At 61.9% G+C, this 15,305-nt stretch carries 15 protein-coding genes; 3 read left to right on the top strand and 12 right to left on the bottom strand.

Annotation, left to right across the window (positions count from 1 at the left end; genetic code table 11):
• Window positions 1-59: 59 nt before the first annotated feature.
• From KGA81_RS20730 to KGA81_RS20715, 4 genes are all read right to left on the bottom strand, one after another.
• Complete coding sequence (locus KGA81_RS20730) at window positions 60-1,085, bottom strand: LacI family DNA-binding transcriptional regulator (protein ID WP_317850809.1); 1,026 nt, start codon at window positions 1,083-1,085, stop codon at window positions 60-62.
• 197 nt (window positions 1,086-1,282) lie between these two features.
• A complete protein-coding gene (locus tag KGA81_RS20725) occupies window positions 1,283-1,924 on the bottom strand; it encodes a DUF1345 domain-containing protein (RefSeq protein ID WP_223547951.1) in 642 nt (213 codons plus the stop codon).
• Between the two features lie 179 nt (window positions 1,925-2,103).
• Window positions 2,104-5,190: an efflux RND transporter permease subunit gene (locus KGA81_RS20720; RefSeq protein ID WP_223547950.1), complete on the bottom strand. Its 3,087-nt coding sequence runs from the start codon at window positions 5,188-5,190 to the stop codon at window positions 2,104-2,106.
• Window positions 5,191-5,205: 15 nt separating this feature from the next.
• Complete coding sequence (locus KGA81_RS20715) at window positions 5,206-6,363, bottom strand: efflux RND transporter periplasmic adaptor subunit (RefSeq protein WP_223547949.1); 1,158 nt, start codon at window positions 6,361-6,363, stop codon at window positions 5,206-5,208.
• A gap of 266 nt (window positions 6,364-6,629) precedes the next feature.
• Here KGA81_RS20715 and KGA81_RS20710 point away from each other — a divergent pair, with 266 nt between their 5' ends.
• The 3 genes from KGA81_RS20710 to KGA81_RS20700 all read left to right on the top strand — a co-directional run bounded on the left by KGA81_RS20710 (window position 6,630) and on the right by KGA81_RS20700 (window position 9,023).
• The gene (locus tag KGA81_RS20710) at window positions 6,630-7,331 is read left to right on the top strand and encodes a response regulator transcription factor (RefSeq protein ID WP_223547948.1); all 702 of its coding nucleotides are present in this window, start codon (window positions 6,630-6,632) and stop codon (window positions 7,329-7,331) included.
• A gap of 4 nt (window positions 7,332-7,335) precedes the next feature.
• Window positions 7,336-8,637: an ATP-binding protein gene (locus KGA81_RS20705; protein ID WP_223547947.1), complete on the top strand. Its 1,302-nt coding sequence runs from the start codon at window positions 7,336-7,338 to the stop codon at window positions 8,635-8,637.
• Between the two features lie 110 nt (window positions 8,638-8,747).
• On the top strand, window positions 8,748-9,023 hold the full coding sequence (locus KGA81_RS20700; protein ID WP_223547946.1) for a hypothetical protein: 276 nt from the start codon (window positions 8,748-8,750) through the stop codon (window positions 9,021-9,023).
• Window positions 9,024-9,067: 44 nt separating this feature from the next.
• Here KGA81_RS20700 and KGA81_RS20695 read toward each other — a convergent pair whose 3' ends face one another.
• The 8 genes from KGA81_RS20695 to KGA81_RS20660 all read right to left on the bottom strand — a co-directional run bounded on the left by KGA81_RS20695 (window position 9,068) and on the right by KGA81_RS20660 (window position 15,214).
• Window positions 9,068-9,829 (bottom strand): anti-sigma factor family protein, encoded by a 762-nt coding sequence (locus tag KGA81_RS20695; protein ID WP_223547945.1) that lies wholly within the window; start codon window positions 9,827-9,829, stop codon window positions 9,068-9,070.
• Window positions 9,829-10,311 (bottom strand): sigma-70 family RNA polymerase sigma factor, encoded by a 483-nt coding sequence (locus KGA81_RS20690; RefSeq protein ID WP_411736568.1) that lies wholly within the window; start codon window positions 10,309-10,311, stop codon window positions 9,829-9,831. Before KGA81_RS20690 ends, KGA81_RS20695 begins: the two co-directional genes overlap by 1 nt.
• Before the next feature lie 58 nt (window positions 10,312-10,369).
• The gene (locus tag KGA81_RS20685; RefSeq protein WP_223547944.1) at window positions 10,370-10,912 is read right to left on the bottom strand and encodes a tetratricopeptide repeat protein; all 543 of its coding nucleotides are present in this window, start codon (window positions 10,910-10,912) and stop codon (window positions 10,370-10,372) included.
• 149 nt (window positions 10,913-11,061) lie between these two features.
• Entirely contained in the window at window positions 11,062-12,015 is a 954-nt protein-coding gene (locus KGA81_RS20680) for a D-2-hydroxyacid dehydrogenase family protein (protein ID WP_223547943.1), read from the bottom strand.
• Between the two features lie 13 nt (window positions 12,016-12,028).
• A complete protein-coding gene (locus tag KGA81_RS20675; RefSeq protein WP_223547942.1) occupies window positions 12,029-13,054 on the bottom strand; it encodes an alpha/beta fold hydrolase in 1,026 nt (341 codons plus the stop codon).
• A gap of 85 nt (window positions 13,055-13,139) precedes the next feature.
• Entirely contained in the window at window positions 13,140-13,574 is a 435-nt protein-coding gene (locus KGA81_RS20670; RefSeq protein WP_223547941.1) for a YqaA family protein, read from the bottom strand.
• Window positions 13,574-14,020: a DUF411 domain-containing protein gene (locus tag KGA81_RS20665; RefSeq protein WP_223547940.1), complete on the bottom strand. Its 447-nt coding sequence runs from the start codon at window positions 14,018-14,020 to the stop codon at window positions 13,574-13,576. The genes KGA81_RS20670 and KGA81_RS20665 overlap by 1 nt, the downstream gene beginning before the upstream one ends.
• A gap of 198 nt (window positions 14,021-14,218) precedes the next feature.
• Entirely contained in the window at window positions 14,219-15,214 is a 996-nt protein-coding gene (locus KGA81_RS20660; RefSeq protein WP_223547939.1) for an aldo/keto reductase, read from the bottom strand.
• Window positions 15,215-15,305: the final 91 nt, after the last annotated feature.

Here is a 15,305-nt window from a genome sequence, read left to right as displayed (position 1 = left end):
AAGGTGGTTGGCACGAATCACCTGTAGGAGCTGGCTTGCCAGCGAAGAGGCCATAACAGTCAACCCAAATTCCCACAGGTAGACCCCCGCACAATTAACCGAGCCGAAAAATCCAGGGTCTTTACCGGTCCGTCATCCCCGCGCAGCCGCTTGAGCAGACACTCAAACGCGCTGGCGCCCATCTCGGTGGTCGGCTGCGCGAGGGCGGTAATGCCGCTGCCTACCAGCGGGTACCAATCCAGGTCATCGAGGGCGATCAAGCCCACGTCATCGAACAGGTTGCACTGGAGTTCACGCAACGCATGGGTGCTGGCCAGCGCCGCAACCCCGTTCGCGCAAAATACCGCCTTCGGGCCAGGGCCAGGCGTGTCGAGGAAAGATTTCAACTGTGCGGTCAGCTCGCTGCCGGTTTCGATGTGCGTGCCGCGAAGTGCCGGGCATTGCCCGATTTGCGCCTTGAAGCTGCTGACCCGCTCGATTCGTGAACTGGTGCCGTCAAACGGCTCGGTGACCAGCAACACATCGCGATAACCGCGCTCTTCAAGATGGGCGAGGGCCATCTCGACCGCCTGCGGGTTGTTCAGCCCGACCATATCGCTTTCAAGGTGTTCCACCTTGCGATCCACCAGTACCAGGGGCATTTCCCGGTGCAGTTCGTGCAATTGGTCACGGTGATGACCGAGGGTGTTCACGATCAGGCCTTCGATGTTGTACGAGCGCAGCAGGGCCAGGTGCTGGCGCTCTTGCTCGTCGTCGCGGTCGGTGTTGCACACCACCAGGCTATAGCCGTGCTGACGGCAGGCGGTTTCCACCCCGTGCATCACGGCAATTGAATAAGGGTTGCGGATATCGGCCACCAGCATGCCGATCAGGCGAGTGCGCCCGCGTTTCAGGCCACGGGCCATCTGGTTCGGGCGATAGCCGAGTTCGGCAATGGCCTGTTCGATGCGCTGGGCAGTGGCATCGGAGAGCAGAGCACGATCATCGCCAATGAACCGCGAAACGCTGGCTTTGGAGACCTTGGCGTGTTCGGCCACGTCGAGCATGGTCACGCGGCTGCGCTGGGCGGCGGAGAAATCGTTCACGGTCTGAAACCTTCTTATTGGATTTATAAGGTCAAGTGCTTCGTGAGATAGCACTGAAACCGGTTTCAGAAGACACCAAAAGTCAATTCGCCGTCAAGCCCCGGATGATTGATTGTCGAACAATGACCGACAAGCGGCGTTCAGGCCAACACGCTTAGCCAGGCAATAACAGGTCCATTGGAACGTTTGTACAGGCTTCAGCCGAACAGGCCGGCCGCGATGTTGATCGAGAACCCGAGAATGGCGGTGTTGAACAAAAAACCGATCAGCGACTGCGCGAGCACGATCTTGCGCATGCCCCGGGTGGCCACGCCGACATCCGAGGTCTGCACCGCCACGCCGATGGTGAACGAGAAGTACAGGAAGTCCCAGTAGTCGGGCGTCGTCAGGCCTTCGGCAAAGCGCAGCGCCGGCTCCTTGCCATTCCAGATGTAATACAGCCGCGCGTAATGCAGGCTGAAGATGACGCCGATCAGCAGCCATGAGCCGATGACGGTCAGCGCGGTGAAGCCGTAACGCATCAGTTTGCGGGTGGTTTCCAGGTCTTTGCTGCCGGCCAGTTCGAAGGTGATGGCCGCCAGGCTGGCCAGTGCCGCGATGCACACGAGAGCCAGCACCAAGCCGGCGTTTTCGTCTTCGATTTCGGCGATGCGTTTCACGTCGGTCGCTTTCGAACGCACGGTGAGCCAGAACATCAGCAACAGGTAGGTCCAGACGCCGGCATTCCAGCCGATGAGGATCTTGCTGATCGGCGAATCGGCCGGAGCCAGAATGCCCACCGCGATGCCCAGCAGGATGGCGGCGGACAGGCGAGGGTGGGTGCGTGCGAGAAAGATCATGGAGGCTCGCTGGGTTGGGGCTGTGCAATCACCTTAGCCCAGGTGTCCCCAATCTTGAAGTCAACGAAGCCCCTCGTAGGAGCTGGCTTGCCAGCGAAGACGGTGTGTCAGTCAACAGGGATGTTGAATGAGATGGCCTCTTCGCTGGCAAGCCAGCTCCTACAATGCGGGTGTGTGGGTTAGCGCTTGCGCACCAGCTTCATCACCACCACAAAAAACACCGGCACGAACACCACGGCCAGGGTCGCCGTGATCATCCCGCCGATCACCCCGGTGCCGATGGCTTGCTGGCTCGCCGAACTGGCGCCGGTAGCCAACGCCAGCGGCACCACGCCAAGAATGAACGCCATTGAGGTCATGACAATCGGCCGCAACCGCAGGCGTGCCGCTTGCAGGGTTGCATCGAGCAGGTCGTGGCCTTCGTCGTACAGGCTCTTGGCGAACTCGATGATCAGGATCGCGTTCTTTGCCGACAGGCCGATGATGGTGATCAGCCCGACCTTGAAGAACACATCGTTGGGCATCCCGCGCAAGGTCACCGCCAGCACCGCGCCGAGCACACCCAGCGGCACCACCAGCAGCACCGAGGTCGGGATCGACCAGCTCTCGTACAACGCCGCCAGGCACAGGAACACGATCAACAGCGACAACCCCAGCAGGATCGGTGCCTGGCTGCCGGACAACCGCTCCTGCAACGACAACCCGGTCCATTCCTGGCCCAGGCCTGCCGGACCTTGCGCCACCAGCCGCTCGATCTCGGCCATGGCTTCGCCGGTGCTGTGGCCCGGCGTCGGTTCACCGGAAATGCTGATGGCCGGGTAGCCGTTGTAGCGGGTCAACTGCGTCGGGCCCTGGGTCCACCTGGCCTGCACGAAGGCTGATAACGGCACCATTTTTTCGTGGGTGTTGCGCACGTGGATCTTCAGCAGGTCGGCCACCTGACTGCGCTGGTCGCCCTCGGCCTGCACCACGACGCGCTGCATCCGCCCCTGATTGGGAAAGTCGTTGATGTAGGCCGAGCCCACGGCCGTGGACAACACGTTGCCGACGTCGGCAAAGGACACCCCCAGCGCGTTGGCCTGCTTGCGGTCGACGACCAGTTGCACCTGCGGTGCCTCGGCCAGGGCGCTTTCGCGCACGTTCATCAGGATCGGGCTTTTTTCGGCCGCCGCGAGCAGGTCGGTGCGAGCCTCCATCAACTTCGCATGACCGAGACCACCGCGATCCTGCAGGCGGAACTCGAATCCGCTGGACGTACCCAGGCCATCCACGGGTGGTGGCAGTACGGCAAATGTCACTGCGTCCTTGATCTGGCTGAGGGCAACGTTGGCCCGGTCGGCAATCGAGCTGGCCGAATCGTCGCTGCCACGCTCGGACCAGTCTTTGAGCGTGCTGAACGCCAGCGCCGCATTCTGCCCGCTGCCGGAGAAGCTGAATCCGAGAATCACCACGCTGTCACGAATGCCCGGTTCCCCGGCGTTGTGCGCTTCAACCTGCTCGGCCACCTGCACCGTGCGGTTCTTGCTCGCGCCTGGTGGCAGCTGGATGTCGGTGATGGTGTAACCCTGGTCTTCCACCGGCAGAAACGAGGAGGGCAGGCGGCTGAAGCACACGCCCAGACCCACCAGCAGCACACCGTAGATCAGCAGGAAGCGCCCGCTGCGTTTCAGTGCATAGGCAACCCAGCCTTGATAGCGTTCGGTCAGTTGCTCGAAGCGACGGTTGAACCAGCCAAAGAAGCCGGTCTTTTCGTGGTGTTCACCCTTGGCAATCGGCTTGAGCAGCGTCGCGCACAAGGCCGGGGTCAAGCTCAGAGCGAGGAACGCCGAGAACAGGATGGACGTGGCCATCGACAGCGAGAACTGCTGGTAGATCACCCCGACCGAGCCCTGCATGAACGCCATCGGAATGAACACCGCGACCAGGACCAGGGTGATGCCGATGATGGCCCCGGTGATCTGCCGCATGGCCTTGCGCGTGGCTTCCTTGGGGGACAAGCCCTCGGTGGCCATGATCCGCTCGACGTTCTCCACCACTACGATGGCGTCGTCCACCAGAATGCCGATGGCCAGTACCATGCCGAACATGGTCAGCACGTTGATCGAAAAACCCAGCGCCAGCATCGTCGCAAAGGTGCCCATCAGCGCCACCGGCACTACCAGCGTCGGAATCAGCGTGTAGCGGATGTTTTGCAGGAACAGGAACATCACCGCGAACACCAGCAACATAGCCTCGCCCAGGGTGTAGACGACCTTGGTGATCGAGACTTTGACGAAGGGCGAGGTGTCGTACGGGATCTTGTATTCGACGTTCGCCGGGAAGTAGCGCGACAGCTCATCCATCTTCGCCCGCACCAGGGTCGCGGTGTTCAGGGCGTTGGCACCGGGCGACAACTGGACGGCGACGGCGGTGGACGGCTTGCCGTTCAGGCGCGTGGAAAACTGATATTCCTGGCTACCGATCTCGACCCGCGCCACATCGCCGATGCGCACGGTCGAACCGTCCGGATTGGCCTTGAGGACGATGTCGGCAAACTCATCGGGGGCCGACAACTGACCCTTGACCAGAATGGTCGCGGTGATTTCCTGGGTGGTGCGGGTCGGCAGATCGCCGATGCTGCCCGCCGAAACCTGGGCGTTTTGCGCGACGATGGCGGCATTGACGTCTGCCGGTGTCAGGTTGAAGGCGAGCAGTTTCTGCGGGTCGATCCAGATCCGCATCGCCCGCTCGGCGCCGTACAGCTGTGCCTTGCCGACGCCGTCCAGACGCTTGATTTCGTTCATCACATTGCGCGCCAGGTAATCGCTGAGCGCTACGTCGTCGAGTTTGCCGTCGCTGGAGGTGAGGCTGATCAACAGCAGGAAACCGGAGGAGACTTTCTCCACCTGCAAGCCTTGCTGGATCACAGCTTGTGGCAGGCGCGACTCCACGGCTTTGAGGCGGTTCTGCACATCGACCTGGGCCAGTTCCGGGTTGGTGCCCGGCTGGAAGGTGGCCTTGATGGTCGCGCTGCCCAGGCTGCTCTGGGATTCGAAATACAACAGGTGATCGGCGCCGTTGAGCTCTTCCTCGATCAGGCTGACCACGCTCTCGTCCACGGTCTGCGCCGAAGCGCCCGGGTACACGGCGTAGATTTCGATTTGCGGTGGCGCTACATCGGGGTATTGCGCCACCGGCAGTTGCGTAATGGCCAGCGCACCGGCCAGCAGGATGAACAGGGCAACCACCCAGGCGAACACCGGACGGTCGATAAAGAACTGCGGCATAAAAAAGCGTCCTGCTTACTGGCCAGTCACCTGGGCAAGTGGAAGATGGGTGTCGTCGATCTGCACTTTCTCGCCGACGCGAGCGTGCTGCAGACCCTCGATGACGATGCGGTCGCCAGCTTTCAGGCCGCCGGTGACGATCCAGCGATCGTCCTGCACGGCGCCCAGTTCGACCGGTTGCTGGCCGACCCGCTGTTCGGTGTCGAGCAGCAGCACCTGGGCGATGCCGGCGCTGTCACGCTGGATGGCCCGTTGCGGCACGCTGATGCCCTGCTGGTTGACCGCTTGTTCCAGGCGCACGCGCACGAAACTGCCGGGCAGCAAGTCGAGGTCGGGGTTGGGGAACTCGCTGCGCAGGATGATCTGGCCGGTGCCCGGGTCGACGGTGATGTCGCTGAACAGCATTTTGCCCGGCAGCGGGTAGAGGCTGCCGTCATCCTGAATCAGCGTGGCCCTGGCCTGGTCCTGGCCGACCTGCTGCAACTGGCCGGAACGGAAGGCGCGACGCAGCTCGTTGAGTTCACGGGTGGACTGGGTCAGGTCGGCGTGAATCGGGTTCAGTTGCTGAATCAGCGCCAGCGGTGTGGTTTCGTTCTGCCCGACCAGTGCGCCTTCGGTGACCAGCGCCCGGCCGATGCGCCCGGAAATCGGCGCGGTGACGGTGGCGTAACCGAGGTTCAACCGGGCGCGTTCCACCGCCGCCTTGTTGCCGGCAACGTCGGCGGCGGCCTGCCGGGCGTTGGCCCGGGCATTGTCGTAGTCCTGGCCGCTGATGGCCTTGTCGTCGATCAACCGGGCGTAGCGCTGTTCCTGCAATCTGGCCTGGAACGCGTTGGCCTCGGCCTTGCGCAACGCTGCTTCGGCGCTGTCCAGGTCAGCCTTGAACGGCGCCGGGTCGATGCGGAACAGCACATCGCCCTGTTTCACATCGCCGCCTTCACGGAAGGTTCGCTGCAACACCACGCCGGCCACACGGGCACGCACTTCGGCCATGCGCGGTGCGGCAATTCGCCCGCTCAGTTCGCTGCTGATGGTCAGTGGCCGCGCTTCGATGGTCTCGATGCGCACCGTGGCCAGCGGCGCCTGTTCCTCGGCGTTCGAGGCCTTGTCACACGCACCCAGTGTCAACGCCAGTGCAATCAGGCTGAGCCTGGCAAGCAGATTCTTCGACATGTAATACCCCAATAAAGACTCCCAGCATCCTACTGGGCGCAGGCGAGAGTAGCGGTGAAGCTTTGTTGGTGCTGTGTGAAATTGTGTAAGGGTTTTACTCAGGTGTGCGTGAGGGCGTATATCCTTCAGTCCTTGAATTTTATAGCGCCTGACAGGCCGTCTTCGCTGGCAAGCCAGCTCCTACAGTTGAAATGCGATCCCCTGTAAGAGCTGGCCTGCCAGCGAAAGCGAGCTGATGGTCACCACCGCATTTGCTGGAACACCCCATGCCCAACATCCTCCTGGTCGAAGACGACACCGCCCTCGCCGAACTGATTGCCAGCTACCTGGAGCGCAACGGTTATTCCGTCAGCGTGATCGGTCGTGGTGACCATGTGCGCGAACGCGCGCGGCTCAACCCGCCGGACCTGGTGATCCTCGACCTGATGCTGCCCGGTCTCGACGGCTTGCAAGTCTGCCGTTTGCTGCGCGCCGATTCGGCGACCTTGCCGATCCTGATGCTTACCGCCCGCGACGACAGCCACGACCAGGTCCTGGGCCTGGAAATGGGTGCCGACGACTACGTCACCAAGCCCTGTGAGCCGCGGGTACTGCTGGCCCGGGTGCGGACCCTGTTGCGCCGCAGCAGCCTGGGCGAGCCGCAGACCGCCAATGACCGCATTCTGATGGGCAACCTGTGCATCGACTTGTCCGAACGTACCGTGACCTGGCGCGAGCAATTGGTGGACCTGTCCAGCGGTGAGTACAACCTGCTGGTGGTGCTGGCCCGGCACGCCGGTGAAGTGTTGAGCCGCGACCAGATCCTGCAACGCCTGCGCGGCATCGAATTCAATGGCACTGACCGCTCAGTGGACGTGGCGATTTCCAAATTGCGGCGCAAGTTCGACGACCACGCCGGCGAGGCGCGCAAGATCAAGACCGTGTGGGGCAAGGGGTACCTGTTCAGTCGTTCCGAGTGGGAATGCTGAGCCGATGTTCAGAATCCTCTTTCGTTTGTACCTGGTGACCATCGTCTCGTTCAGCGCCGCGATTTACCTGGTGCCGGATCTGGTGATCAAGGTGTTCCACGAGCGCTTTGTCACCTACAACCTCGATTACTCCCGCGGGTTGCAAACGCTGATCGTCAAACAGTTTCACGCGGCCCCGGCCGAGCAGTGGCCGGCCCTGGCGGCAGAAATGGACGAGGACTTCAATCCACTGCACATCGTGCTCAGTGGCAATGACGACAGCAGTCTGACGCCTGATGAACAGCAGCGCTTGCGCCGCGGCGAGAACGTCGTGCGCGTCGGCGATTGGGGTTGGCGCACACTGGCGGTCGCACCGCTGAATGAGCGCACTGTGGTGCAAATGGTCGTGCCACCCGATCCGCTGGACGTCAACCTGCTGTACTGGAGCATCAACGTGCTGATCGGCGCGACCATGCTCGCGTGTCTGTTGCTGTGGCTGCGCCCGCACTGGCGTGACCTGGAACGCCTCAAGGGCGTGGCCGAACGCTTTGGCAAGGGCCACTTGAGCGAGCGCACGCAAATTTCCCCGAGTTCCAACATCGGCAGCCTGGCCAGCGTTTTCGACACCATGGCCGGCGACATCGAGAACCTGCTCAATCAGCAGCGGGACTTGCTCAATGCGGTGTCCCACGAGTTGCGCACCCCGCTGACACGCCTGGATTTCGGCCTGGCGCTGGCTCTGTCCGACGACTTGCCGGCGGCCAGCCGAGAGCGCCTGCAAAGCCTGGTGGCACACATTCGGGAACTCGATGAACTGGTGCTGGAGTTGCTGTCCTACAGTCGCTTGCAAAACCCGGCGCAATTGTCGGAGCAGGTCGAGGTGTCGCTGGATGAGTTCATCGACAGCATCCTTGGTAGCGTCGATGAAGAGCTGGAATCTCCGGAAATCGTCATCGACGTGCTGCTCCACGGCCAGCTCGAGCGCTTCAGCCTGGACCCGCGCCTGACTGCCCGTGCCCTGCAAAACCTGCTGCGCAACGCCATGCGCTATTGCGATAAAAGAATCCAGATCGGTGTGCAGGTCTACGCCGACGGCTGTGAGATCTGGGTCGACGATGACGGCATCGGCATTCCGGATGACGAGCGCGAGCGGATTTTCGAACCCTTCTACCGCCTCGACCGCAGCCGCGACCGCGCCACGGGTGGTTTCGGACTGGGGCTGGCGATCAGCCGCCGCGCGCTGGAGGCCCAGGGTGGCACGCTGACGGTGCAAGCCTCGCCGCTGGGCGGGGCGCGGTTTCGCTTGTGGTTGCCGGCTTCGGCCTGATTGCGACAAGCGGCAGCTTCTTCTGTCAACTTTGACAGTAGCAAGACGCTGCGCTTGCGCGTTTCATTGGTCTGCGACCTCAAGAGAAAGCGGTAGGCTGGAGGAAAAGAATGAGCGCGCCAACAATAAGAATCAGCGGGCGAGGCACGATCAGTGCAATCCGGGACGTCAAAGTCGAGAGTGTGTCGACAAAATTCGCGATGGTCCTGCCCGATGGCGGCCATAGCAAATTGGCGATCAGGATCGGACCCAACATCACCGCAGAGGGGCGCGCCTGTTTTCTTGTTGGCGATGCAGTGAAATATACGATGACGAAGGGGGCTGACGGAGAGCTGCCGAGGGCGCACGACCTGGAGAGGGTGAGCGTCGATTTCTGGACAACGTGATGGCCTGGGGGGCTTTTTCGATCCCGCAAGCCATTGTCTGTGCTTCAGGCGCTCAGCCGACTGCGCAACAGCTTCGCCATCTCCTCCAGATCCGTCATCGGCTGATGCCCGATGAGCATCCAGGCGTGTTCCATGTCGGACCAATACACGATGTTCAGCTCGCGCCGCTGTTCCCGGGCGAAATGGCGGCTGCCGCTGTTGGAGCGGGTGACGCACAGCGCCATGGGGCCGTGCGCCGGATCGAGGTAGGTGATCTGGGCGATGGGCACACCGTCGTACTCAAGGATTTGCGCGCGCTTGAACTCGGCACGGGGCAGGCTCAGTTTTGCCAGCGCGAGGTCCAGGCCCAGACGCTCATCGATGGTCCGCAGTTGTGCCCGTTGCGAGGCTTCATCACCGGGTAAATGATCAAGGGTTTGCGGTACGTAGAGCGCCATGTAATCGGCCACCTCACCGCGCCAGTTGTGTGTCAGCCGACTCGCTTGCCAGCCGAGAAACAACCGGTCGGCCAGCACGCCGCCGGCCAACAGTGCGGCCGCGGCGGCAAGGAACCAGCGCCGGTTGAGCCCGGGGCGCACGGGCGAGGGCAGCGTCGCGAGCATGGCTTGCAGACGATCCACCGGCGCCTGCCGGGTCAATTCATCGTAGGCTTCCTTGAACGGCAGGCTGCTGCGACCCAACCATTGCAGGCGCAGGCCGAGCATCGGGTCGGCGCTGATCGCCGCGTCGATGCGCGAGCGCTGCTCGGCATCGAGTTGGTTGTCGAGGTAAGCCACCAGTTGTTCGTCCGAGGTTCTTGCGCTCATCAATGTTCTCCTCGGTAAGGATGTGGCACCGTATGCAACGGCGGATATTCGGCCAGTTTCGCCCGAGCGGCGGCCAGGCGACTCATCACCGTGCCGATGGGCACTTGCAACACGTCGGCGACTTCGCGGTAGGACAAGCCTTCGACGTAGGCGAGAAAAACTGTTTCGCGCTGGGTCTCGGGTAACGCATCGACGCGGCGGATGACCTGCGCCGCCAATACATGGGTCTGCGCCACGGATTCACCATCGAATGACAAGGCGTCATCGGCATCCACCTGGCCCTGGCCCTGACGCACCCGCCGGGAGCGGATTTCGTTGAGCCAGATCGAATGCAGAATGCTCAGCAGCCAGCGGTCCATGCGCGTTCCCGTCACGAATTGCCCGGCCCGCTCCAGTGCCCGCACGCAGGTGGCTTGCACCAGGTCATCGGCAACATGCCGTTGACGGGACAACAGCAGGCCGTAGCGCCATAAACGCGCCAGATGCTGGTTCAGTTCCGTTCGTATTGTCTGATCGCTGGCGATGGCGACCTCCGTCCACTCAGGTTTTCGATGAGTCGTTGATGGCTTCGGCCAGGTCCTGGTACTCCTCGCACTGGGTATTGCCGCAGATGGATCTGATCTGCTGCAGTTGTTCCTGCGCGAGGTCCAGCCGGCCTTTGATTACATAAGCCTCGCCGAGGTATTCGCGGACTTGCGCGTACTGCGGGTCGAGTTTCACCGATTGCAGGTAATAGCCGATGCCTTCGTCGGTACGCCCCAGTTTACGCGTAGCGTAGCCGCGATAGTTCAGTGCTTTTGCCGTGTTTGGCTGTTTAAGCGTGTCGAGCAGGGCCAGGGCTTCTTCGTATCGACCGTCCTTGGCCAGTTGCCAGGCATAGTTGGTACGGTCTTCGTCCGGCACCAGGTTGCTGGCCTGCCTGACGCACCGATGTGATCGGGTATCCAGCACCTGACCTTTCGGGCAGCTGGGCCGGCTGGGCATGTCGTCACCGCCACCACCACCGTTGGCCAGGGCGAGGGAGCCGGACAACGCGACGGTCAGCAACAGCGGGGTCATCAGAACGGCAACACGAATATTCATGGGCTTTGCTCCAGAGGTTCATGCGTTTCAGATCAGGTCGCGTCCTTTCAGACGCAGTGCAAGGTCGATGTGATGAGAACACTGCAGCATGAACAATTATTCGTTGTGGGAGCGAGCTTTTGTGGCAAGGGGGCTCCCACATTGGAGTATCAACCCAGCAGACGAATCGGAGCCCCTGCCGCCCAGGCCTGGATATCCTCGATCATTTGCGAGAAAAACAGCTGGTAGTTCTGTTGGCTCACGTACCCGACATGGGGTGTCGCCAGCACGTTATCCAGGGTCCGGAACGGATGGTGCGCAGGCAGCGGCTCCTGCTCGAAGACGTCCAGTGCGGCACCGGCCAGCCGTTGTTTCTGCAGTGCCTTGATCAGCGCCGCTTCATCGACAATCGGTCCGCGGGCGGTGTTCACCAGCAGCGCCGTGGGTTTCATCCAGCCCAATGCTTGCGCGTCCACCAGCCCCCGACTGCGCTCGCTGAGCACCAGGTGCACCGACAGCACGTCGGCCTGTTCGAACAGTTCCTGCTTGCTGACATGGGTCACACCGACTTGGGCCGCGCGCTCCGCGGTGAGGTTTTCACTCCAGGCGATCACGCGCATGCCGAACACCTGACCGAACTGCGCGACGCGCTGGCCGATGCTGCCCAGGCCGAGGATGGCCAGCGTCTTGCCATGCAGGTCGCCACCCAGACCTTGTTGCCATTGGCCAGCACGCAGGGCATTGGCTTCGAGCACCAGATTGCGGGTAGCGGCCATGATCAGCGCCCAGGTCAGTTCCGGTGCGGCGTGTTTGTAGCTGTCGGTGCCGCAGACCTGAATGCCCAGCGCAGCGGCGGTTTTCAGGTCCAGGGCGGCGTTGCGCATGCCGCCGGTCACCAGCAGTTTGAGCTTCGGCAGGCGGCGCAGCAGGTCTTCATCGAAACGGGTGCGCTCGCGCATCACGCAGATCACCTCGAACCCCGCCAAGCGCTCGGCCAGGGATGGGTTATCGGTTGGGTAGTCATGGAGAAAACTCACCTGGCCGACGCTGTCCAGCGCCGACCAGTCCACCACGTTCCGCGCCACATCCTGCCAATCATCGAGCACTGCAATCTGCACGGGCATCAGCCTTTCCTCTTCAACGCACGGGGTTGGTCTTGTTCAGCCAGGCCAGCAGGGCCTGGTGGAATTCTGCCGGTTCTTCCATCTGTGGCGCGTGGCCCATGCCAGGGAATTCGACCAGCGTGGACTGGGGAATCAGCCTGGCCACCTGTTTGCCGAGGACGTCATAGTGCCCGAGCCTGGCCTTGACCTCGGGTGAGGCGATGTCACTGCCGATGGCGGTGGTGTCGGACGTACCAATCAACAGCAGGGTCGGCATCTTCAGGTTCTGGAATTCGTAGTACACCGGTTGGGTGAAGATCATGTCGTAGATCAGCGCCGAGTTCCACGCGACTTGCGTATGCCCCGGGCCTTTGTTCAAGCCGGCGAGCATGTCGACCCAGCGATCGAATTCCGGCTTCCAGCGGCCGCCGTAATAGGTGTTGCGCTCGTAGGTGCGGATCCCGTCGGCATTGAGTTTGAGTTCGCGTTCGTACCATTGGTCAACGGTGCGATAGGGCACACCGAGGGCTTTCCAGTCTTCCAGGCCAATGGGGTTGACCAGCGCCAGTTGTTCGACCTGTTCGGGGTATAGCAAGGCGTAGCGGGTGGCGAGCATGCCGCCGGTGGAGTGCCCCAGCAGGGTGGCTTTCTGGATGCCCAGCGCCTTGAGCAATTGTTGGGTGTTGGTCGCCAGTTGCTGGAAGCTGTACTGATAGTGCGCCGGTTTGCTGGAGGTGCAAAAACCGATCTGGTCCGGGGCGATGACCCGATAGCCGGCGTCGCTGAGGGCTTTGATCGAGGCCTCCCAGGTGGCGCCGCAGAAGTTCTTGCCGTGCATCAACACCACGCTGCGACCATTGGCCTTGCCGTGGGCGGCGACGTCCATGTAACCCATTTGCAGGGATTGGCCCTGGGATTCAAAGGCGAAATGCTTGAGGGTGTAGGGGTAGTCGAAACCTTGCAATTGGGGGCCGTATGCCGGTCCTTCGGCGTAGGCAATGGCGGGCAGGGCGGCGGTCAGCAGCAGGCCGGATAACCAGAGGGTGAGGGGACGCGACATGGGAGAGCTCCATATGATAGCCGCCGATGCTGGACCGGCTCGATTAGGGCGCTATTAAACACAGGCAATCGCCGCCCTCGATGGTTCACCCCATCCAGCCCTGGGTCGCCACGACCAGCACACCGTAGCGGGCGCCTTTGGCCAGGGTGACGATCAGCAGAAAACGCCCCAGCGGTTCGCGCATGACCCCGGCGACCAGCGTCAGCGGATCGCCGATCACCGGCAGCCAGCTGAGCAGCAATGACCAATGGCCGTAGCGTTGGTAATGCAGCCGGGCTTTTTCCAGGTGTCGGGGGCCTACCGGAAACCAGCGCCGGCCGCGGAACCGCTCGATCCCGCGCCCCAGCCACCAGTTAAGCAGCGACCCCAGAACGTTGCCGAACGTTGCCACTGCCAGCAGTGCCCAGAGCCAATACCGATCGCTGAGCAACAGGCCCACCAGCACGGCTTCGGATTGCAACGGCAGCAGCGTGGCGGCACCGAATGCCGCGAAAAACAGCCCGAGGTACGCGCCGGACATCAATGGGCGGGGTAATCCGCAACCACCACGTCAGTGCCATCCTTTTTCAGGCCAATGACCTGATAGGCATCGCTCATGCCGTCCATTTCCATGCCGGGCGACCCCATGGGCATGCCGGGGGCCGCGACGCCCAACAGATCGTCGCGCTTGCTCAGGGCCAGGACCTGGTCGGCCGGGACATGACCTTCAACGAATTTGCCGTTGATCAGTGCGGTGTGGCACGAAGCCAGACGCGGCGGCACACCGTGCTGTTGCTTGAATTCACTCATGTTGGCTTCGACATGGTCTTCGACCTTGAAGCCGTTTGCTTGCAAATGGCTGATCCATTTTTTGCAGCAACCACAATTGGCGTCGCGATGAACCTCGATCGGGATGAGGTCGGCGGCCTGGGTCAGGGAGGACATGAACAGGGCGCTCAGGGCGATCAGTCGCAAGTGGGGTCGCATGGGGAAACTCGTCTCGGTTCACGGGCAAAAACGCATTCTGACCACTTTTCCGGGTCAGGTATTCATGGAGTGTTTCGAATTACTACAGAGCTCGACAGCTTCATCATCGTAGATCAACGCTGTCAGGCAGATGAGGGGGGCATTACAAAATTGTCAGGTCGGACCTTGAGCGCCGCTGGCGACGCTCAAGGGTGACGGTTATCGGTCGAGCAGTTTCATGACTTCTTCCGGATAGCGTAGGCCCGCGGTGGCATTTGCCGGAAAGATCGCTTCCAGCGCGTGCAGTTCTTCGGCGTTCAGCGCCACCTCCAGAGCGGCCACGTTTTCTTCCAGATATCTACGTTGCTTGGTGCCCGGAATCGGTATCAGGTAATCGCCCTGGGCCAGCACCCACGCCAGCGCCAGTTGGCCCGCCGTTACGCCTTTCTCTGCCGCCAGCGCTTGTACCTGTTGCACCAGTAGCAGGTTTTTCGCGAAGTTTTCGCCCTGGAAGCGCGGGCTGAAGCGGCGGTAGTCATCCGCCGCGAAATCATCCGGGCTTTTCAATGCGCCGGTCAGAAAGCCTCGGCCCAACGGGCTATAAGGCACAAAGGCGACGCCCAGACGCTGGCAGGCCGCCAGGCAACCGTTTTCTTCCTGGTCACGGCTCCACAATGAATATTCACTTTGCAACGCACTGATCGGATGAACCTTGTGCGCCCGTTCCAGGGTCGCCACCGATGCCTCGCTCAATCCCAGGTAACGCACCTTGCCGGCACTGACCAGTTCGGCCATGGCGCCGACGGTTTCCTCGATAGCCACCTGTGGGTCGATTCGGTGCTGGTAATACAGGTCCAGAGTGTCCACGCCGAGGCGTTTCAAGCTGCCATCGATGGCTTGGCGAATGTACTCCGGCCGACCGTTGACGCCCCGGGCCGTGGGGTTGGCCGGGTCGCGGACGATCCCGAATTTGCTGGCCAGGAACACTTGATCGCGCTTGCCGGCAATGGCCTTGCCGATCAGTTCTTCGTTGGTGTGCGGGCCGTACATATCGGCGGTATCGAGCAGATTGACACCCAGCTCCAGCGCGCGGTGCAGGGTGGCTGTGGCTTCGCGGGTGTCCGTGCCGGTGGTGTAAAAGTCGGTCATGCCCATGCAGCCCAGGCCGATGGCCGACACCTGCGGACCATTTTTTCCCAATTGACGTGTGTGCATGAAATCAGCTCCCTGTGAAGTGAGTCGCTATTGTTCGCCTCGACAGAAACAAGATAAACCGGCTAAAACGGCTATCACTATTCGTTAAATC

This window comes from Pseudomonas sp. A-B-19 (assembly GCF_019947515.1).
Lineage (GTDB): Bacteria > Pseudomonadota > Gammaproteobacteria > Pseudomonadales > Pseudomonadaceae > Aquipseudomonas.
Note: the sequence above shows the minus strand (reverse complement) of the source record. Positions and strands in the feature narration are given on the sequence as shown.

Bases quoted from the DNA above. Each gene is read 5' to 3' on its own strand.
- KGA81_RS20725 (WP_223547951.1), bottom strand. From the start codon at position 1,924: ATGATCTTTCTCGCACGCACCCACCCTCGCCTGTCCGCCGCCATCCTG.
- KGA81_RS20720 (WP_223547950.1), bottom strand. From the start codon at position 5,190: ATGCCGCAGTTCTTTATCGACCGTCCGGTGTTCGCCTGGGTGGTTGCC.
- KGA81_RS20715 (WP_223547949.1), bottom strand. From the start codon at position 6,363: ATGTCGAAGAATCTGCTTGCCAGGCTCAGCCTGATTGCACTGGCGTTG.
- KGA81_RS20710 (WP_223547948.1), top strand. From the start codon at position 6,630: ATGCCCAACATCCTCCTGGTCGAAGACGACACCGCCCTCGCCGAACTG.
- KGA81_RS20705 (WP_223547947.1), top strand. From the start codon at position 7,336: ATGTTCAGAATCCTCTTTCGTTTGTACCTGGTGACCATCGTCTCGTTC.
- KGA81_RS20700 (WP_223547946.1), top strand. From the start codon at position 8,748: ATGAGCGCGCCAACAATAAGAATCAGCGGGCGAGGCACGATCAGTGCA.
- KGA81_RS20695 (WP_223547945.1), bottom strand. From the start codon at position 9,829: ATGAGCGCAAGAACCTCGGACGAACAACTGGTGGCTTACCTCGACAAC.
- KGA81_RS20685 (WP_223547944.1), bottom strand. From the start codon at position 10,912: ATGAATATTCGTGTTGCCGTTCTGATGACCCCGCTGTTGCTGACCGTC.
- KGA81_RS20680 (WP_223547943.1), bottom strand. From the start codon at position 12,015: ATGCCCGTGCAGATTGCAGTGCTCGATGATTGGCAGGATGTGGCGCGG.
- KGA81_RS20675 (WP_223547942.1), bottom strand. From the start codon at position 13,054: ATGTCGCGTCCCCTCACCCTCTGGTTATCCGGCCTGCTGCTGACCGCC.
- KGA81_RS20670 (WP_223547941.1), bottom strand. From the start codon at position 13,574: ATGTCCGGCGCGTACCTCGGGCTGTTTTTCGCGGCATTCGGTGCCGCC.
- KGA81_RS20665 (WP_223547940.1), bottom strand. From the start codon at position 14,020: ATGCGACCCCACTTGCGACTGATCGCCCTGAGCGCCCTGTTCATGTCC.
- KGA81_RS20660 (WP_223547939.1), bottom strand. From the start codon at position 15,214: ATGCACACACGTCAATTGGGAAAAAATGGTCCGCAGGTGTCGGCCATC.